At 42.1% G+C, this 20,287-nt stretch carries 20 protein-coding genes and 2 other annotated features (1 of these 22 cut by a window edge); all 20 genes read left to right on the top strand.

What is annotated here, in order from left to right:
- Positions 1–85, top strand: a binding site (T-box leader); it begins 148 nt to the left of the window's first position.
- Positions 86–167: 82 nt separating this feature from the next.
- Positions 168–821, top strand: a complete 654-nt coding sequence (cysE, locus tag C6W21_RS18355) for a serine O-acetyltransferase (RefSeq protein WP_106052133.1) — start codon at positions 168–170, stop codon at positions 819–821.
- Positions 818–2,218, top strand: coding sequence for a cysteine--tRNA ligase (gene cysS / locus C6W21_RS18350; RefSeq protein ID WP_003217177.1), 1,401 nt, complete (start codon positions 818–820; stop codon positions 2,216–2,218). Before cysE ends, cysS begins: the two co-directional genes overlap by 4 nt.
- Positions 2,219–2,221: 3 nt before the next feature.
- Positions 2,222–2,653 (top strand): Mini-ribonuclease 3, encoded by a 432-nt coding sequence (locus C6W21_RS18345; protein ID WP_034665636.1) that lies wholly within the window; start codon positions 2,222–2,224, stop codon positions 2,651–2,653.
- On the top strand, positions 2,637–3,386 hold the full coding sequence (gene rlmB / locus C6W21_RS18340) for a 23S rRNA (guanosine(2251)-2'-O)-methyltransferase RlmB (protein WP_106052137.1): 750 nt from the start codon (positions 2,637–2,639) through the stop codon (positions 3,384–3,386). The genes C6W21_RS18345 and rlmB overlap by 17 nt, the downstream gene beginning before the upstream one ends.
- 2 nt (positions 3,387–3,388) lie before the next feature.
- Entirely contained in the window at positions 3,389–3,901 is a 513-nt protein-coding gene (gene rae1 / locus C6W21_RS18335) for a ribosome-dependent mRNA decay endonuclease Rae1/YacP (protein WP_106052139.1), read from the top strand.
- Positions 3,902–3,964: 63 nt separating this feature from the next.
- Positions 3,965–4,621 (top strand): RNA polymerase sporulation sigma factor SigH, encoded by a 657-nt coding sequence (gene sigH, locus C6W21_RS18330; RefSeq protein WP_106056832.1) that lies wholly within the window; start codon positions 3,965–3,967, stop codon positions 4,619–4,621.
- A 76-nt stretch (positions 4,622–4,697) separates the two neighbouring features.
- The gene (gene rpmG / locus C6W21_RS18325; protein WP_012008694.1) at positions 4,698–4,847 is read left to right on the top strand and encodes a 50S ribosomal protein L33; all 150 of its coding nucleotides are present in this window, start codon (positions 4,698–4,700) and stop codon (positions 4,845–4,847) included.
- A gap of 34 nt (positions 4,848–4,881) precedes the next feature.
- The gene (gene secE / locus C6W21_RS18320) at positions 4,882–5,058 is read left to right on the top strand and encodes a preprotein translocase subunit SecE (protein ID WP_003216942.1); all 177 of its coding nucleotides are present in this window, start codon (positions 4,882–4,884) and stop codon (positions 5,056–5,058) included.
- A 171-nt stretch (positions 5,059–5,229) separates the two neighbouring features.
- The gene (gene nusG / locus C6W21_RS18315) at positions 5,230–5,763 is read left to right on the top strand and encodes a transcription termination/antitermination protein NusG (protein WP_003217197.1); all 534 of its coding nucleotides are present in this window, start codon (positions 5,230–5,232) and stop codon (positions 5,761–5,763) included.
- A 171-nt stretch (positions 5,764–5,934) separates the two neighbouring features.
- Entirely contained in the window at positions 5,935–6,360 is a 426-nt protein-coding gene (rplK, locus tag C6W21_RS18310) for a 50S ribosomal protein L11 (RefSeq protein WP_003216956.1), read from the top strand.
- A 99-nt stretch (positions 6,361–6,459) separates the two neighbouring features.
- A complete protein-coding gene (gene rplA, locus C6W21_RS18305; RefSeq protein WP_007496292.1) occupies positions 6,460–7,158 on the top strand; it encodes a 50S ribosomal protein L1 in 699 nt (232 codons plus the stop codon).
- 48 nt (positions 7,159–7,206) lie between these two features.
- Positions 7,207–7,347: a sequence feature (ribosomal protein L10 leader region), on the top strand.
- Between the two features lie 70 nt (positions 7,348–7,417).
- The gene (gene rplJ / locus C6W21_RS18300) at positions 7,418–7,918 is read left to right on the top strand and encodes a 50S ribosomal protein L10 (RefSeq protein WP_034665618.1); all 501 of its coding nucleotides are present in this window, start codon (positions 7,418–7,420) and stop codon (positions 7,916–7,918) included.
- Positions 7,919–7,959: 41 nt separating this feature from the next.
- Positions 7,960–8,325, top strand: a complete 366-nt coding sequence (gene rplL / locus C6W21_RS18295; RefSeq protein WP_003216952.1) for a 50S ribosomal protein L7/L12 — start codon at positions 7,960–7,962, stop codon at positions 8,323–8,325.
- Positions 8,326–8,421: 96 nt separating this feature from the next.
- On the top strand, positions 8,422–9,027 hold the full coding sequence (locus C6W21_RS18290; protein WP_106052141.1) for a class I SAM-dependent methyltransferase: 606 nt from the start codon (positions 8,422–8,424) through the stop codon (positions 9,025–9,027).
- A 255-nt stretch (positions 9,028–9,282) separates the two neighbouring features.
- Complete coding sequence (rpoB, locus tag C6W21_RS18285; protein ID WP_106056830.1) at positions 9,283–12,864, top strand: DNA-directed RNA polymerase subunit beta; 3,582 nt, start codon at positions 9,283–9,285, stop codon at positions 12,862–12,864.
- A gap of 61 nt (positions 12,865–12,925) precedes the next feature.
- Positions 12,926–16,525, top strand: a complete 3,600-nt coding sequence (gene rpoC / locus C6W21_RS18280; protein WP_106052143.1) for a DNA-directed RNA polymerase subunit beta' — start codon at positions 12,926–12,928, stop codon at positions 16,523–16,525.
- Positions 16,526–16,670: 145 nt separating this feature from the next.
- The gene (locus C6W21_RS18275) at positions 16,671–16,919 is read left to right on the top strand and encodes a 50S ribosomal protein L7ae-like protein (protein ID WP_003216985.1); all 249 of its coding nucleotides are present in this window, start codon (positions 16,671–16,673) and stop codon (positions 16,917–16,919) included.
- Positions 16,920–17,031: 112 nt separating this feature from the next.
- On the top strand, positions 17,032–17,451 hold the full coding sequence (rpsL, locus tag C6W21_RS18270; protein ID WP_003216962.1) for a 30S ribosomal protein S12: 420 nt from the start codon (positions 17,032–17,034) through the stop codon (positions 17,449–17,451).
- A 120-nt stretch (positions 17,452–17,571) separates the two neighbouring features.
- Positions 17,572–18,042: a 30S ribosomal protein S7 gene (rpsG, locus tag C6W21_RS18265; protein WP_003216884.1), complete on the top strand. Its 471-nt coding sequence runs from the start codon at positions 17,572–17,574 to the stop codon at positions 18,040–18,042.
- A gap of 54 nt (positions 18,043–18,096) precedes the next feature.
- Complete coding sequence (gene fusA / locus C6W21_RS18260) at positions 18,097–20,175, top strand: elongation factor G (RefSeq protein ID WP_106052145.1); 2,079 nt, start codon at positions 18,097–18,099, stop codon at positions 20,173–20,175.
- The last annotated feature ends 112 nt before the right edge of the window (positions 20,176–20,287 follow it).

Genomic DNA, 20,287 nt, shown 5'->3' with positions numbered 1-20,287 from the left:
CTCCGTTATGGGATTAAGTTGAGAAGGCTGCAAAATGAGGAGCTTTCTAAACAGAGTGGAACCGCGTTTTCAAAACGTCTCTGTCATATGGCAGAGGCGTTTTTTTATTTGTCCAAAAAAGAGAGCAAGTCCTAAGAGAGATTGATGGGGAAGAACGGGGGGAGCATGTGTTTTTCAAAATGCTGAAAGAAGATATTGATACTGTGTTTGATCAAGATCCTGCTGCTAGAAGCTATATTGAAGTAGTGCTAACCTATTCAGGGCTTCATGCGATTTGGGCTCATCGTATCGCGCACGCATTTTATAAGCGGAAGCTGTACTTTCTAGCGCGGATCATTTCTCAAGTCAGCCGGTTTTTCACTGGGGTGGAAATTCACCCTGCGGCAACCATTGGCAGGCGCTGCTTCATTGACCACGGCATGGGAGTGGTGATTGGGGAAACATGTGAAATTGGAGACAACGTCACTGTTTTCCAAGGCGTGACATTAGGGGGAACAGGGAAAGAAAAGGGAAAGCGGCACCCAACCATTTTAGACGATGCTCTCATTGCGACAGGTGCAAAGGTGCTTGGTTCCATTACAGTGGGAAAAGGGGCCAAGATAGGTGCGGGGTCAGTCGTGTTAAAGGACGTACCAGACCATTCCACCGTTGTCGGTATACCTGGGCGAGTCGTTGTTCAAAATGGAAAGAAAATCAATCGTGATCTCAATCATCAAGATTTGCCAGATCCGATTTCCGATCGTTTCAAAGAATTGGAACGAGAAATGGAAAAGCTAAAAGGTGAACTGGCTTCATTGAGCAGAAAGGAAGAACAATCATGACAATCAATATTTATAATACATTGACACGTAAGAAGGAAGAATTCGTCCCGCTTGAACCAGGAAAGGTCAAGATGTATGTGTGCGGACCAACCGTTTATAACTACATTCATATCGGGAATGCAAGGCCTGCTATTGTTTATGACACTGTACGTAAGTATTTAGAATACAGCGGCTATGATGTGAACTTTGTCTCAAACTTTACAGATGTGGATGATAAACTCATCAAAGCAGCCAATGAACTCGGAGAAGATGTTCCGACGATTGCTGACCGCTTTATCCAAGCCTACTTTGAAGACGTCAGTGCACTAGGCTGCAAAAAAGCAGACCTTCACCCGCGAGTGACGGAAAATATGGATGATATCATTGCATTTATTGCGACATTGATTGAAAAAGGCTACGCCTATGAAGCGGATGGCGACGTGTATTACAGCACACGCTCATTTGAAGGCTACGGAAAGCTTTCTCACCAGTCGATTGATGAACTGAAGACAGGTGCCCGTATTCGTGTAGGTGAGAAGAAACGAGATGCACTGGACTTTGCTTTATGGAAGGCTGCAAAGGATCAAGAAATCTCATGGGATAGCCCTTGGGGAGAAGGACGCCCAGGCTGGCACATCGAATGCTCGGCCATGGTCAAAAAATATTTAGGTGATACGATCGACATCCATGCTGGCGGACAGGATTTAACCTTCCCTCACCATGAAAATGAAATCGCTCAATCCGAGGCTTTGACAGGGAAACCTTTTGCGAAGTATTGGATGCATAACGGATATATTAATATTGAGAATGAAAAAATGTCAAAATCACTTGGCAACTTTGTGCTCGTGCATGACATTGTGAAAGAACAAGATCCTGATGTGCTTCGCTTCTTTATGTTGTCGGTTCACTACCGTCATCCAATTAACTACTCAATGGATTTACTAGAGAGTACAAAGAGTGCGTTTAACCGGCTCAAAACGTCGTATGCTAATTTACATCATCGCCTTGAGAGCAGCACGAATATCACAGAAGACAATGCTGAATGGCTGGCGAAGGTTGAAGAGCAGCGTGCGACATTTATTTCTGAAATGAATGATGACTTTAATACGGCAAATGCAATTTCTGTTTTATTCGAACTTGCGAAACAGGCGAATTATTATATGGAAAATGATCATACTTCGGAGGAAGTGATCAAGGCATTTATCGGCTTATTCCAAGAAATCACGTCTGTTCTTGGCTTCTCATTAGAAGAAAAGCATACGCTTGACGAAGAAGTAGAAGCGTTAATTGAAAAACGCAATGAGGCTAGAAGAAATCGTGATTTTGCGCTATCTGATCAAATTCGTGACCAGCTAAAGAGCATGAATATTGTATTGGAGGACACTCCTCAAGGTACTCGCTGGAAAAGAGGAGAATAGGTCATGTTGAATTTTGAAAAGCTGAAAGACGGTAAACAGTTGAACGGGCTTGCGCTTGCTTATATGGGTGATGCTATTTTTGAAGTCTATGTGAGGCATCACCTCCTCCAAACGGGGGCGACAAAACCAAATGAGCTGCACAAACGAGCAAGCAAGATTGTTTCAGCTAAATCTCAGGCAGCTATTTTATTTACGCTTCAGCAGCAAGGCTTTTTCACTGAAGCAGAAGAAGCGGTGCTGAAAAGAGGAAGAAATGCAAAATCAGGCACAGTGCCTAAAAACACAGACGTTCAAACGTATCGTTATAGTACGGCGCTTGAAGCGCTCATGGGTTATTTATTTATTGAAAAGCAGGACGAACGCTTAGAAGAGCTGATTAGTCAGGCGATTGAAATCGGAACGTCAGGGAGGAAGACAAATGAGTCAGCAACATGATTATGTGATTGGGAAAAATGCAGTGATTGAAACACTGAAGTCAGATCGGGAGTTATACAAGCTCTGGATGGCAGAAAACACTGTAAAAGGACAAGCCCAGCAGGTCATTGAACTCGCTAAAAAACAAAATATCACCATTCAGTATGTTCCGAGGAAAAAGCTTGATCAAATGGTAACAGGTCAGCACCAGGGAATCGTTGCACAGGTAGCAGCATATGAATATGCAGAATTGGACGATCTGTATCAAATCGCCGAAAAGCGGAATGAACAGCCATTTTTTCTTATCTTAGATGAAATTGAAGACCCGCATAATTTAGGATCCATTATGCGTACGGCAGATGCTGTAGGTGCACACGGTATTGTCATTCCGAAAAGGAGAGCGGTCGGCTTAACGACAACCGTTGCCAAAGCATCCACTGGGGCAATTGAACATATTCCTGTTGCTAAGGTCACCAATCTTTCAAGATCTCTTGATGAGATGAAAGAAAGAGGAATCTGGGTCGCGGGAACAGATGCGTCTGCTAAACAGGATTACAGACAATTTGATGGCACGATGCCGCTTGCTCTTGTGATTGGCAGTGAAGGCAAAGGGATTGGCCGATTGATCAAGGAAAAGTGTGATTTTCTGATTAAACTGCCTATGGCCGGGAAGGTCACTTCGTTAAACGCATCAGTTGCCGCTAGTCTATTGATGTATGAAGTGTATCGAAAACGTTATCCGTTAGGAGAATAGAGATGGACATCCTCTTAGTCGATGGATACAACATGATAGGTGCGTGGCCACGCTTGCAGCACTTAAAGGAAAACAGCTTTGAAGAAGCCAGAGACATGCTGATTCAAAATTTAGCAGAATATCAAGCATACACAGGGTATCGAGTCATTGTCGTATTCGATGCCCATATGGTCAAAGGAATCGAAAAAAAACGGATCAACCACCGAGTAGAGGTCATTTTTACGAGAGAGAATGAAACAGCTGATGAGCGGATTGAAAAGCTTGCCCAGGATTTGAATAATATTCGGACGCAGATTCATGTGGCGACCTCAGACTTTACAGAACAATGGGCAATTTTTGGACAAGGAGCCCTTCGTAAGTCGGCTCGAGAGCTTTTAAGAGAGATTGAAGTGATCGAACGAAAGATTGAGACGAGAGTCAAAAAGATTACTTCCGATAAACCAGCATCCAAGATTGAATTGTCAGAAGATGTATTGAAAACGTTTGAAAAATGGCGGCGTGGGAATCTGGAATAGCTTGACGATATTTCAACCATTAATGTATAATATTTCTATCTAGGTGCGGTCGGGGGGATCGAAGTGAATCTAAACAACAGCAAGGATAAATCCATCAGAGAGCAATTTTGCCAGTTGGAAGATGAACAAGTCATTGAAAGGGTTCATGTCGGAGATAGTGATGCGCTAGATTACTTAATAACGAAATACCGCAATTTTGTACGTGCAAAAGCAAGATCTTATTTCTTGATTGGAGCGGATCGAGAGGACATTGTCCAAGAGGGAATGATCGGACTTTATAAGTCTATCCGCGATTTTAGAGAGGACAAGCTTACTTCATTTAAGGCTTTTGCAGAATTATGTATTACCCGCCAAATTATCACCGCAATTAAAACAGCTACTCGCCAAAAACATATCCCGTTAAATTCCTATATATCATTAGACAAGCCAATATATGATGAAGAATCAGACAGAACATTGTTGGACGTCATTTCCGGTGCTAAAGCGCTTAACCCAGAAGATTTAATCATTAGCAAAGAAGAATTTGATGATATCGAAATGAAAATGGGTGAACTACTAAGCGAGCTGGAAAGAAAGGTACTTGTGCTTTACCTTGATGGCAGATCCTATCAAGAGATTTCTGAAGATTTAAATCGTCATGTGAAATCAATTGATAACGCACTCCAAAGAGTAAAGAGAAAATTAGAGAAATATTTAGAGCTTCGCGAGATTAGTCTCTAATCAAACCTATATTGACAGCTTTTTCGACACTGTGATAAGGTACTAAGGAAATGATGTCGAGAAAATAGGTGTAAATATGAGGAAAAAGATTACTCTAGCCTGTAAAGACTGCGGAAGCCGCAATTATACGACAATGAAGAGTGATGCTTCAGCAGCTGAAAGATTAGAAGTTAAGAAATATTGCAAGACTTGTAATTCACATAAAACACATTTAGAAACGAAATAAGATTTGCGTTCTTTAATCTGTGGAGGTCTTTTACATGCGTATTATCAGTTTCTTAAAAAGTGTCGGAAAAGAAATGAAAAAGGTCAGCTGGCCAAAGAAAAACGAAATGATTCGTTACACAATCACTGTTATTTTAACAGTCGTATTCTTTGCAATCTTTTTCTCTTTTCTTGATATAGGAATCTCACAATTAATCGAATTAATTCATTAATACTTGAATAATGGTCTGCTGAACGTGCTATAATAGATCATAATATGACTTGCCAAAAAACCCGTTTTACGGGTTTTTTCAATTGCTTGAAAATATTTACCGGTACTCGAGATTCGTCAAATAGACATTACGAAATGTGGGGAGGGAAGGACTGAATAGTCCTGAACGAAAATGGAAAAGAATTGGTATGTTGTGCATACGTACTCTGGCTATGAAAACAAAGTAAAAGCGAACTTAGAAAAGCGTGTTGAATCAATGGGCATGCAGGATAAAATCTTCCGCGTAGTCGTACCAGAAGAAGAAGAAACAGATATTAAAAATGGTAAGAAAAAAGTTGTCAAAAAGAAAGTATTCCCTGGCTATGTCCTAGTGGAAATTGTGATGACAGACGATTCTTGGTATGTCGTTCGTAATACACCAGGTGTCACAGGATTCGTTGGATCAGCTGGATCAGGCTCAAAGCCGACAGCGCTGCTGCCAGGCGAAGCTGAAACTATTCTGAAGAGAATGGGTCTTGAAGAACGCAAAACAGAAATCGACTTTGAATTGAAAGAAACAGTCAAGGTAATCGACGGACCATTTGCTAACTTCACAGGCTCTATCGAAGAGATTGATTACGATAAAAGCAAAGTCAAAGTATTCGTTAATATGTTTGGTAGAGAAACACCCGTGGAACTTGAGTTCACGCAGATCGACAAATTGTAATTCAAAAGAGCTTGAAATGAGTGTATAGAAGTGGTAATATAGCAAAGGTACGTCTTGAGTTCGCTCAAGATCGCTAGCTAGTTATTTCGTCATTCATATAAAGAATGAAGTTGTTGAGTGGGAGGGGGATCCCCCTATTACCACATCACGGACTTTAAGGAGGTGTGTCTCGTGGCTAAAAAAGTAGTTAAAGTTGTTAAATTGCAAATTCCTGCTGGAAAAGCTAACCCAGCTCCACCAGTTGGACCTGCACTAGGTCAAGCCGGTGTTAATATCATGGGATTCTGTAAGGAGTTTAATGCTCGTACAGCTGACCAAGCTGGTCTTATCATTCCTGTTGAAATTTCGGTTTTTGAAGACCGTTCATTTACATTTATTACTAAAACTCCACCTGCTGCAGTTTTACTTAAAAAAGCAGCTGGTATTGAGTCTGGTTCTGGTGAACCTAACCGTAATAAAGTGGCAACTGTTAAGCGTGATAAAGTACGCGAAATCGCGGAAACAAAAATGCCTGACTTAAACGCTGCTAGCGTTGAATCAGCTATGCGCATGGTTGAAGGTACTGCACGCAGTATGGGTATTGTCATCGAAGATTAATTTATTGTCTTGTTGGGTTGCGAGTTTGGTTTTGACAAGTTCGCAACCCTTATTCGTGGGAGGTTATTCCGCTAAAACCACATAAGGAGGATTTTTATAATGGCTAAAAAAGGTAAAAAGTATGTAGAAGCTGCTAAGCTGATCGAACGTACTAAAGCGTATGATGTAGCTGAAGCTGTTTCTCTTACAAAAAAAGCAAATACAGCGAAATTTGATGCGACTGTAGAAGTTGCTTTTCGTTTGGGCGTAGACCCTCGTAAAAACGATCAACAAATCCGCGGTGCAGTTGTACTTCCTAACGGAACTGGTAAAACTCAACGCGTTCTTGTGTTCGCTAAAGGCGAAAAAGCAAAAGAAGCAGAAGCTGCTGGAGCAGACTACGTTGGAGATTCTGATTACATCACTAAAATCCAACAAGGTTGGTTTGAATTCGATGTAATCGTTGCGACACCTGACATGATGGGTGAAGTTGGTAAGATCGGTCGTGTACTTGGACCAAAAGGTCTTATGCCAAACCCTAAAACAGGAACTGTTACATTCGAAGTAGAAAAAGCAATCAATGAAATCAAAGCTGGTAAAGTAGAATACCGCGTTGATAAAGCTGGTAATATCCACGCGCCAATCGGAAAGGTTTCTTTCGAGGACGAAAAGCTTGTTGAGAACTTTGCAACAATCTATGACACGATCCTTAAAGCAAAACCTGCAGCGGCTAAAGGTGTATACGTGAAAAACGTTTCTGTTACATCTACTATGGGCCCTGGCGTGAAAGTGGATCCATCTTCTTTCTCTGCAAAATAAATCTTGACTTATCACAATCATTTTGATAATATCAAAATGTTGTAAAATAGAATATGTCCATTTATACCGTAGACAGCAGGGGCCTTATGGCTTAATTAACCCGCCGAGGTGTATATGTCACAGTCTTACGTTAACGTATGCTTGTATATACAGCCTCCATGTCTTAATGGAGGCTTTTTATATGGAGAACCGTTCGTTTAGGAACGTGATGGCCTGATCGGTATAAGTGTTACACAAAGAATGTACAGGAGGTGTAACCATGAGCAATGCAATCGATACTAAAAAAGTTGTCGTTGATGAAATTACTTCTAAATTTAAAGACAGTATGTCTACTGTAATTGTAGATTACCGTGGTCTTTCAGTTTCTGAAGTGACTGAACTTCGTAAACAGCTTCGTGACGCTGGCGTAGAATTCAAAGTTTACAAAAATACTTTGACTCGCCGTGCAGTTGAACAAGTTGAACTAACGGGTTTAAACGATTTCTTAACAGGTCCAAACGCTATCGCATTCAGTAACGAAGATGTTATCGCACCTGCGAAAATCATCAACGAATTTGCGAAAAGCCACGAAGCTTTAGAAATCAAAGCTGGTGTCATCGAAGGAAACGTAGCGACTGTAGAAGAAGTAAAGGCTCTTGCGGAACTTCCGTCTCGCGAAGGCTTACTTTCTATGTTGCTTAGCGTTCTTCAAGCTCCAGTTCGTAACCTTGCTCTTGCTACTAAAGCAGTTGCAGAACAAAAAGAAGAACAAGGCGCTTAATGCGTACTTAACGTAAAAAACTTAAAATGGAGGAATTACAAATGGCTTTAAATATCGAAGAAATCATTGCTTCAGTTAAAGAAGCAACTGTACTTGAGTTAAACGACTTAGTAAAAGCAATCGAAGAAGAATTTGGCGTAACTGCTGCTGCTCCTGTAGCTGTAGCTGCAGCTGGTGGTGCTGCTGCTGAAGAGAAAACTGATTTTGATCTAGTACTTGCTGGTGCTGGAGACCAAAAAATCAAAGTTATCAAAGTGGTTCGTGAAATCACTGGTCTTGGCTTGAAAGAAGCTAAAGAACTTGTTGACAACACTCCAAAACCACTTAAAGAAGGTATTGCTAAAGAAGAAGCTGAAGAACTTAAAGCTAAGCTTGAAGAAGTTGGCGCTTCTGTAGAAGTTAAGTAATCTTCGCCTAATCTTTTGGGAAAGCTCGCTTTTACTGGCGGGCTTTTTCTTTTCTATTCTCCTGAAACGATTGAATCCAGAGGAGGTCCATTCACCATGAGTGACCACTATTATACGGAAAAGCCATCAGTGAAAAGCAATAAACAGACATGGGACTTCACCTTGAGAAACCGTACCTTTACTTTTACAAGTGACAGTGGAGTGTTTTCTAAGAAAGAAGTCGACTTTGGTTCAAGGCTTTTAATTGAAGCTTTTGAAGAACCTGACGTGGATGGCGATATCTTAGATGTCGGCTGCGGTTATGGACCGATTGGCTTATCGTTAGCAAATGAAATGACGAGCCGCACCATTCATATGATTGATGTGAACGAAAGAGCAGTCGAACTTTCAAAGGAAAACGCTAAACATAATCGCATTGATAATGTCCGCATCTATCAAAGTGATTTGTTCTCGAATGTTCATTCATCAGCTGCTTTTGCCTCTATACTGACCAATCCCCCAATACGGGCAGGGAAGAAAGTTGTACATGCGATCTTTGAAAAAAGTGCTGATCATTTATTGCCGGAAGGTGAGTTGTGGGTGGTCATTCAGAAAAAGCAGGGCGGACCATCTGCGATTGAAAAATTAGAACAGCTCTTTGGAGAAGTCGAGGTTGTATTGAAAAAAAAGGGCTACTATATTATCAAAGCTAAAAAAGTTTGACGCAGTTTCCTAGCTGTGTTAACATTATAAAATGCCAATGTGTATATTTTACTTGATAGGCTTAAAAAATAACTATTTTGTATAAATTATGCATACTTGGGAAAACTAATAAAATCGGTATTTGTTTTTGGATGTGGTTTTCTTATTTTAGAAACCCTTTTTTCTTTTGTCTTGTAAAAGTATTTCTTTACTGACATTTGAAAGGCTGAAATACTTTTTACACATATAATACGCATGATTTGAGGGGTGAATCAGTTGACAGGTCAACTAGTTCAGTATGGACGACACCGCCAGCGCAGAAGCTACGCACGCATAAGCGAAGTGTTAGAATTACCAAATCTCATTGAAATTCAAACCTCTTCTTATCAGTGGTTTCTTGATGAGGGTCTTAGAGAGATGTTTCAAGATATATCCCCAATTGAGGATTTTACTGGTAACCTTTCTCTTGAATTCATTGATTACAGCCTAGGGGATCCTAAGTATCCTGTAGCAGAATCAAAAGAACGTGATGTAACTTACTCTGCTCCACTAAGAGTAAAAGTTCGTTTAATTAACAAAGAAACTGGAGAAGTAAAAGACCAAGATGTGTTCATGGGTGATTTCCCAATCATGACAGACACAGGTACTTTTATCATTAACGGTGCGGAACGTGTAATCGTTTCTCAGTTAGTACGTTCTCCAAGTGTATATTTCAGTGGTAAAGTAGACAAAAACGGTAAAAAAGGTTTTACTGCGACTGTCATTCCAAACCGTGGCGCATGGTTAGAATACGAAACTGATGCGAAGGATGTAGTCTATGTACGCATCGATCGCACACGTAAGTTGCCGGTTACGGTTCTTTTGCGTGCTCTCGGCTTCAGCTCTGATCAAGAGATTCTTGACCTCATTGGGGAGAATGAATACTTACGCAACACGCTGGAAAAAGACAATACAGAGAATGCGGATAAAGCACTTCTCGAAATCTACGAGCGCCTCCGTCCTGGAGAGCCGCCAACGGTTGAAAATGCGAAAAGCCTGCTAGACTCTCGCTTCTTCGATCCGAAGAGATATGACCTAGCAAATGTTGGACGCTACAAGATTAATAAAAAGCTTCATATAAAAAATAGACTGTTCAATCAAAAATTGGCTGAAACGTTAGTTGACCCTGAAACAGGTGAAATTCTAGCAGAAAAAGGTCAAATTTTAGACAGAAGAGTTCTTGATAAAGTTCTTCCATACTTAGAAAACGGCATCGGATTTAGAAAGCTTTATCCAAATGGTGGCGTAGTAGAAGATGAAGTAGAACTTCAATCTATTAAGATTTATGCACCGTCTGATCAAGAGGGCGAGCAAATGATCAACGTGATCGGGAATGCATACGTAGAGGAAGCTGTGAAAAACATCACGCCTTCTGACATCATTGCATCGATCAGTTACTTCTTCAACCTTCTTCATGGTGTAGGTGACACAGATGATATCGATCACCTTGGTAACCGTCGCCTGCGTTCTGTAGGTGAGCTTCTGCAAAACCAATTCCGTATTGGTTTAAGCAGAATGGAGCGTGTTGTTCGTGAAAGAATGTCAATCCAAGACACAAACACGATCACACCTCAGCAGCTGATCAACATCCGTCCTGTGATCGCTTCTATCAAAGAGTTCTTTGGTAGCTCTCAGCTTTCTCAGTTCATGGATCAAACAAACCCGCTTGCTGAATTGACGCACAAACGTCGTCTGTCAGCGCTTGGGCCTGGTGGTTTGACACGTGAGCGTGCAGGAATGGAAGTTCGTGACGTTCACTACTCTCACTATGGCCGTATGTGTCCGATTGAAACTCCAGAGGGTCCAAACATTGGTTTGATCAACTCTCTATCTTCATTTGCAAAAGTGAATCGTTTCGGCTTTATTGAAACACCTTACCGCCGGGTTGATCCTGAAACAGGTAAAGTGACACCGAGAATCGACTACTTAACTGCTGATGAAGAGGATAACTACGTAGTAGCACAAGCGAACGCTCTGTTAGCTGATGATGGTTCGTTTATCGATGATAATATCATTGCTCGTTTCAGAGGGGAAAACACCGTTGTTCCTCGAAACCGCGTTGACTACATGGACGTTTCGCCAAAGCAGGTTGTTTCTGCTGCGACAGCATGTATCCCATTCTTAGAAAACGATGACTCTAACCGTGCTCTAATGGGAGCGAACATGCAACGTCAGGCTGTGCCTTTGATGCAGCCAGAATCACCGATTGTTGGTACAGGTATGGAGTATGTATCAGGTAAAGACTCTGGTGCTGCTGTCATCTGCCGTTACCCAGGTGTTGTAGAACGTGTTGAAGCAAAAAATATTTGGGTTCGCCGATATGAAGATGTCGACGGACAACAAGTCAAAGGAAACCTAGACAAATACAGCTTGCTGAAATTTGTCCGCTCTAACCAAGGGACTTGCTACAACCAGCGTCCAATCGTAAGTGTTGGAGATGAAGTCGTAAAAGGAGAAATCCTTGCAGACGGTCCTTCAATGGAAAAAGGTGAATTGGCTCTAGGACGTAATGTCATGGTCGGCTTCATGACTTGGGACGGTTATAACTACGAGGATGCGATCATCATGAGTGAGCGCCTTGTAAAAGATGACGTCTACACGTCGATTCATATTGAAGAATATGAATCAGAAGCTCGTGATACAAAGCTTGGACCGGAAGAAATCACTCGTGATATTCCAAACGTTGGGGAAGATGCTTTACGCAACCTTGACGAGCGCGGAATCATCCGTATTGGTGCAGAAGTAAAAGACGGAGACCTTCTTGTAGGGAAAGTAACGCCTAAAGGTGTAACAGAACTAACAGCTGAAGAACGTCTATTACATGCAATCTTCGGTGAAAAGGCTCGTGAAGTGCGTGATACGTCTCTACGTGTTCCACACGGCGGCGGCGGAATTATCCACGACGTCAAAGTCTTTAACCGTGAAGATGGAGATGAATTACCTCCAGGTGTAAACCAGTTAGTCCGCGTATACATCGTTCAGAAGCGTAAAATTTCTGAAGGTGACAAAATGGCCGGACGACATGGTAACAAAGGGGTTATCTCTAAAATCCTTCCAGAAGAAGATATGCCGTATCTTCCAGATGGAACACCGATTGATATCATGTTAAACCCTCTAGGGGTACCATCTCGTATGAACATCGGTCAGGTACTTGAGCTTCATATGGGTATGGCTGCTCGTTACCTTGGCATCCACATTGCGTCACCGGTATTTGATGGTGCGCGTGAGGAAGATGTTTGGGAAACGCTTGAAGAAGCAGGTATGTCCCGTGATGCGAAAACAGTCCTTTATGACGGTCGAACTGGTGAACCATTCGATAACCGTGTATCAGTCGGAATCATGTACATGATCAAACTGGCTCACATGGTTGACGATAAACTTCACGCTCGTTCAACTGGACCATACTCACTTGTTACGCAGCAGCCACTTGGCGGTAAAGCACAGTTTGGTGGTCAGCGTTTCGGAGAGATGGAAGTATGGGCACTTGAAGCTTACGGTGCAGCATACACACTTCAAGAGATCTTAACAGTTAAATCGGATGACGTTGTGGGTCGTGTGAAAACATACGAAGCCATCGTCAAAGGGGATAACGTCCCTGAACCAGGTGTCCCTGAATCATTCAAAGTGTTAATCAAAGAGCTTCAAAGTTTAGGTATGGATGTCAAAATCCTATCTGGCGATGAAGAAGAGATAGAAATGAGAGATTTAGAAGACGATGAGGAAACGAAGAAAGCAGACGGACTAGCGTTATCTAATGACGAAGATGCTGCAGACCTCGCACCTGTCGATCTTGAACGTGACGCAGTCACAAAAGAATAGCAGAAACGATTAGAGCAAGTGACTAGGGTATAACCCGAAGATTAAAAGGGAGGTAGGCCCCTTGCTAGATGTGAACAATTTTGAGTATATGAACATCGGTCTCGCATCACCTGATAAAATCCGTTCTTGGTCTTTTGGTGAAGTGAAAAAGCCTGAAACGATTAACTATCGTACACTGAAACCTGAAAAAGATGGTCTCTTTTGTGAACGTATCTTCGGACCGCAAAAAGACTGGGAATGTCATTGTGGAAAGTATAAACGCGTTCGTTATAAGGGTGTTGTATGTGACCGTTGTGGTGTAGAAGTAACACGGGCAAAAGTCCGTCGTGAGAGAATGGGGCATATCGAACTGGCTGCCCCAGTTTCCCACATTTGGTATTTCAAAGGTATCCCAAGCCGTATGGGTCTTGTTCTTGATATGTCACCACGTGCGTTAGAAGAAGTGATTTACTTCGCTTCTTACGTTGTGACAGATCCGGGCAACACACCGCTTGAGAAGAAACAACTTCTTTCTGAGAAAGAATTCCGTGCGTATTTAGATAAATACGGTAATACATTCCAAGCAGCTATGGGTGCAGAAGCAATCAATAAACTTCTTCAAGATATCGATCTTGTAAAAGAAGTAGATACACTGAAAGAAGAGCTGAAAACTGCTCAAGGACAGCGTCGTACACGTGCGATTAAACGCCTTGAAGTGCTAGAAGCCTTCCGTAACTCAGGAAACAAACCATCATGGATGATTCTTGATGTACTTCCGGTTATTCCGCCAGAATTACGTCCAATGGTTCAGCTTGATGGTGGACGTTTTGCTACTTCTGACTTAAACGACCTTTATCGTCGTGTCATCAACCGTAACAATCGTTTGAAACGTTTATTAGATCTTGGTGCGCCAAGCATCATCGTTCAGAACGAGAAGCGTATGCTTCAAGAAGCTGTCGATGCCTTGATTGATAATGGACGTAGAGGCCGACCAGTAACAGGACCAGGAAATAGACCATTGAAATCTCTTTCTCATATGTTAAAAGGGAAACAAGGACGTTTCCGTCAAAACTTGCTTGGTAAACGTGTTGACTATTCTGGACGTTCCGTTATCGTCGTAGGACCACATTTGAAAATGTATCAGTGTGGACTTCCGAAAGAAATGGCTCTTGAATTATTCAAACCATTCGTGATGAAGGAGCTTGTTGAAAAAGGTTTAGCTCACAACATCAAGAGTGCGAAGCGTAAAATTGAGCGCGTGCAGCCGGAAGTATGGGATGTTTTAGAATCAGTTATTCGTGAACACCCAGTCTTACTAAACCGTGCACCGACTCTTCACAGACTTGGTATTCAAGCGTTTGAACCTACACTTGTGGAAGGACGCGCAATTCGTCTGCATCCACTTGTATGTACAGCCTACAACGCTGACTTTGACGGTGACCAAATGGCGGTTCACGTACCATTATCTGCTGAGGCTCAAGCCGAAGCTCGTATCTTAATGCTTGCTGCTCAAAACATTTTGAATCCGAAAGATGGAAAACCTGTTGTTACACCATCTCAGGATATGGTGCTTGGTAACTACTACCTTACACTTGAGCGTAAAGGTGCTATCGGAGAAGGTATGGTCTTCAAAGATACTGACGAAGCCCTTCTAGCTTATCAAAATGGATATGTGCATCTTCATACACGTGTAGCTGTTGCAGCTAGCTCGTTGAAGAATGTGACATTCACTGATGAACAGCGTTCTAAATTGTTGATTACAACAGTTGGAAAACTGATCTTTAACGAAATTTTACCGGAATCATTCCCTTACATGAATGAGCCGACAAAGAGCAATATTGAAGAAAAAACGCCTGACCGCTTCTTCCTTGAAAAAGGTGAGGATGTCAAAGCTGCGATCGAGAAACAAGAAATCAATGCGCCGTTCAAAAAAGGTATTTTAGGTAAAATCATTGCGGAAATCTTTAAGAGATTCCATATCACTGAGACATCTAAAATGCTTGACCGCATGAAAAATCTTGGTTTCAAATACTCTACTAAAGCGGGTATTACGGTTGGTGTGTCTGACATCGTCGTATTAGATGATAAGCAGAAGATCCTCGAAGAAGCACAAGCAAAAGTAGATAACGTCATGAAGCAATTCAGACGTGGTTTGATTACTGAAGAAGAGCGTTACGAGAGAGTCATTTCGATCTGGAGTTCTTCTAAAGATGTCATCCAAGGTAAACTGATGAAGTCCCTTGATGAAGTCAACCCAATCTACATGATGAGTGACTCTGGAGCGCGTGGTAACGCATCTAACTTCACTCAGCTGGCTGGTATGCGTGGTCTGATGGCCAACCCGGCTGGACGTATCATTGAACTTCCAATCAAATCTAGTTTCCGTGAAGGTTTAACCGTATTGGAATACTTTATTTCCACTCACGGAGCGCGTAAAGGTCTGGCCGATACAGCCCTTAAAACAGCTGACTCAGGTTACCTCACGCGTCGTCTCGTCGACGTTGCACAGGATGTTATCATCCGTGAAACAGATTGCGGTACAGACCGTGGTATCTTGGCGAAGTCCATTAGAGAAGGAAATGAAATTATTGAGAAGCTTGAAGAACGTCTGATCGGACGTTTTGCAAGAAAACCAATTGTTCATCCTGAAACAGGCGAAGTCATTGTTGGCGAAAACGAACTAATTGATGAAGATAAAGCACTTGAAGTAGTTGAAGCAGGAATTGAGGAAGTATGGATCCGTTCTGCATTTACATGTAACACGCCTCATGGTGTATGTAAACGATGCTACGGCCGTAACCTTGCAACTGGTACTGACGTTGAAGTCGGTGAAGCAGTTGGAATCATTGCTGCTCAATCAATCGGTGAGCCAGGAACACAGCTTACAATGCGTACGTTCCACACCGGTGGGGTAGCAGGAGACGATATCACACAAGGTTTACCTCGTATCCAAGAGCTATTTGAAGCGCGTAATCCAAAAGGGCAAGCGACCATTTCTGAAATTGATGGTGTCGTTGCTGAAATTAACGATGTTCGTGACAAGCAGCAGGAAATTGTGGTTCAAGGCGACGTTGAAAGTCGTTCTTACACAGCTCCTTACAATGCACGTCTGAAAGTTGTTGAAGGTGACAAAGTCACTCGTGGTCAAGTACTGACAGAAGGTTCGATCGATCCGAAAGAACTTCTTAAAGTGACTGACATGACAGCTGTTCAAGAATATCTGCTTCATGAAGTACAAAAAGTATACCGTATGCAAGGGGTAGAAATCGGAGATAAGCACGTTGAGGTAATGGTTCGCCAAATGCTTCGTAAAGTGCGTGTCGCTGATGCAGGGGATACAGATGTATTACCAGGCACACTTCTTGATGTACATCAATTCACTGAAGCGAACAAAAAAGTACTATTCGAAGGCAAGCGTCCTGCAACAGGTCGTCCAGTTCTTCTTGGTATTACAAAAGCATCGCTTGAAACAGACTCATTCTTGTCTGCGGCATCCTTCCAAGAAACGACTCGTGTCCTAACAGATGCGGCGATCAAAGGAAAACGTGATGAACTGCTTGGCTTGAAAGAGAATGTTATCATCGGTAAACTTGTTCCAGCTGGAACAGGAATGCCAAACTACCGTAAAGTTAAGCCGGTTTCACAAGTGCAGCCGTCTGACGATATGGTTCCTGTAGAGTAATCTTTCTCGTGAGATTCCTATAAAATCATCAAAAAATGGTGAAGGATGTCAAGATAATCTGTCATATGATATTGACATCCTTCTGCCATGATGATAATATAACCAAGGTGCTCAAAATAAAACCTGTTACTTTGGAGGATATTCGATGTCTTATGATAAAGTATCACAGGCCCAATCCATTATTATTGGTACGAAGCAAACAGTAAAAGCTCTGAAACGAGATTCAGTAAAGGAAATCGTCGTAGCGAAAGATGCTGATCCTGCTTTAACAGCTAGTGTAACAAAACTAGCGCAAGAGAAGGGTGTAGACATTTTAGTGGTAGATTCCATGAAAAAGCTCGGCAAAGCCTGCGGAATTGAAGTTGGGGCAGCAGCTGTTGCCATTATGTTATAGCGTACTTGTTTTGTTTTTGCATGTGTAAATGCAAAAGCATTGTTTTTTGCCTTTTAATGAACCACCTGGGTATGTGGGTTATAAAAAAAGCAACGAAGGGAGGAATAACAACATGCCTACAATTAATCAGCTAATACGCAAAGGACGCGTGAGTAAAGTTGAAAACTCAAAGTCTCCTGCACTTAACAAAGGATACAACAGTTTCAAAAAAGAGCACACTAACGTAACATCTCCACAGAAGCGCGGGGTTTGTACTCGTGTCGGTACAATGACACCGAAAAAACCAAACTCAGCACTACGTAAATATGCTCGTGTACGTTTGTCTAACCTGATTGAGGTAACAGCTTACATTCCTGGTATCGGACATAATCTACAAGAGCACAGTGTAGTACTTATCCGTGGCGGACGTGTAAAAGACTTACCGGGTGTACGTTACCACATCGTTCGTGGTGCGCTTGATACTGCCGGAGTTGACGGTCGTATGCAAGGTCGTTCTAAATACGGAACAAAACGCCCTAAACAAAGCAAATAATACAAACAAACATAAGGGTTTTTAGAAGTTGATATCAGCTCAGTGGAGTCAGGCAGCTGACAATGATATTGAGATGAGAGACAGATAGAAATCCTTTTAAATGAGAAGGGAGGCTATCAGATGCCACGTAAAGGTCCTGTAGCAAAAAGAGACGTATTGCCAGATCCAATTTACAATTCTAAACTTGTATCTCGTTTGATCAATAAAATGATGATCGACGGTAAAAGAGGAAAGTCACAAACAATTCTCTACAAGTCATTTGATATCATCAAAGAACGTACTGGTAATGAAGCGATGGAGGTTTTCGAACAAGCCTTGAAAAACATCATGCCAGTTCTTGAAGTTAAAGCACGTCGTGTAGGTGGAGCTAACTACCAAGTTCCTGTAGAAGTTCGCCCAGACCGTCGTACTACTTTAGGTCTTCGCTGGTTAGTAAACTACGCTCGTCTTCGTGGAGAAAAAACGATGGAAGAGCGTCTTGCTAACGAAATCCTTGACGCAGCTAACAACACTGGTGCTGCTGTTAAGAAACGTGAAGATACACACAAAATGGCAGAAGCGAACAAAGCATTCGCTCACTACCGCTGGTAGGATTTATACCAAACTAAAAAAACTATTCCCTAATAAGGAAGGAGAAATTACCCAATGGCAAGAGAGTTCTCCTTAGACAAAACTCGTAATATTGGTATCATGGCTCACATCGATGCCGGTAAAACGACAACGACTGAGCGTATCTTATACTACACTGGTCGTATCCATAAAATTGGTGAAACTCACGAAGGAGCTTCCCAAATGGACTGGATGGAGCAGGAGCAAGAACGTGGTATTACAATCACTTCTGCTGCTACTACAGCACAATGGAAAGGTTACCGTGTAAACATCATCGATACACCAGGACACGTAGACTTCACTGTTGAAGTTGAACGTTCTTTACGTGTACTTGATGGTGCGGTAGCTGTTCTTGATGCACAATCAGGTGTAGAGCCACAAACTGAAACAGTTTGGCGCCAAGCAACAACTTACGGAGTACCTCGTATCGTATTCGTTAACAAAATGGATAAAACCGGTGCGGACTTCCTTTACTCTGTAGGCACATTAAGAGATCGTCTTCAAGCAAACGCTCATGCAATTCAATTGCCGATCGGTGCTGAAGACCAATTCGAAGGAATCATCGACCTTGTAGAAAACGTAGCATACTTCTACGAAGATGACCTTGGAACTCGCTCTGATGCACAAGAAATCCCTGCTGAGTATAAAGACAAAGCTGAAGAGCTTCGCAGCAGCTTAATTGAAGCTGTCGCTGAGCTTGATGAAGAGCTTATGGAAAAATACCTTGAGGGTGAAGAAATTACAATTCCTGAATTGAAAGCTGCAATCCGTAAAGGAACATTGAATGTTGAATTCTATCCAGTTCTTGTTGGATCTGCTTTCAAAAACAAAGGTGTTCAGCTTGTACTTGACGCTGTGCTTGATTACCTTCCTGCACCAACTGATGTTGCTGCAATCAAAGGTACGTTGCCAGATTCAAATGAAGAGGTTGTACGTGAGTCTACTGATGACGCACCATTCGCAGCCCTTGCATTTAAAGTAATGACTGACCCTTATGTTGGGAAACTAACTTTCTTCCGCGTATACTCAGGAACACTTGATTCTGGTTCTTACGTGAAGAACTCTTCTAAGAACAAGCGTGAACGTGTTGGACGTATCCTTCAAATGCACGCAAACAGCCGTGAAGAAATCTCTACTGTTTACGCAGGGGATATCGCAGCAGCTGTAGGTCTTAAAGATACATCAACTGGTGACACTCTTTGTGACGAGAAAAGTCTTGTTATCCTTGAGTCTATGGATTTCCCAGAGCCAGTTATCGATGTAGCAATCGAGCCTAAGTCTAAGGCTGACCAAGATAAAATGGGTATCGCTTTAGCTAAACTAGCTGAAGAGGATCCAACATTCCGTACACAAACAAACACTGAAACTGGTCAAACGATCATCTCTGGTATGGGTGAGCTTCACCTTGATATCATTGTTGACCGTATGAAGCGTGAGTTCAAGGTTGAAGCTAACGTAGGAGCTCCTCAAGTTGCGTACCGTGAAACATTCCGTTCTAGTGCAAAAGTTGAAGGTAAATTCGTACGTCAGTCTGGTGGACGTGGTCAGTTCGGACACGTTTGGATCGAATTCGAACCAAACGAAGAAGGCGCAGGCTTCGAATTCCAAAATGCAATCGTCGGTGGGGTTGTTCCTCGTGAATACATTCCAGCTATTCAAGCAGGTCTTGAAGATTCACTTGAAAATGGTGTATTAGCTGGATTCCCATTAATCGACATCAAAGCTAAATTATTTGATGGATCATACCACGATGTTGACTCTAACGAAATGGCGTTTAAAATTGCTGCATCTATGGCATTGAAAAATGCTGTCAGCAAATGTAACCCAGTTCTACTTGAGCCAATGATGAAAGTAGAAGTCGTTATCCCAGAAGAATACATGGGAGACATCATGGGTGATATCACATCTCGTCGTGGACGTGTAGAAGGTATGGAAGCTCGCGGTAACGCTCAAGTTGTTCGCGCTATGGTTCCACTTTCTGAAATGTTCGGATATGCAACTTCACTCCGTTCTAACACACAAGGACGCGGTACTTTCACTATGCACATGGATCACTATGAAGAAGTGCCTAAGAGCATTAGTGAAGAAATCATCAAAAAAAATAAAGGTGAATAATTGATTTTGCCTTTAAACTAAAGTATAACTACTATTGAAGATCAGAAAGTGAGAGGTAACTCTTCACTTTCTATCACTCTATACCAAATACAATGAACCTTTAAGGAGGATT

Origin of the sequence: Bacillus sp. NMCN1 (genome assembly GCF_002998085.1) — a bacterium.
Taxonomy (GTDB): Bacteria; Bacillota; Bacilli; order Bacillales; family Bacillaceae; genus Bacillus.
The sequence above is the reverse complement of the archived record's forward strand: the minus strand, read 5'-3'. Positions and strand labels throughout refer to the sequence as shown.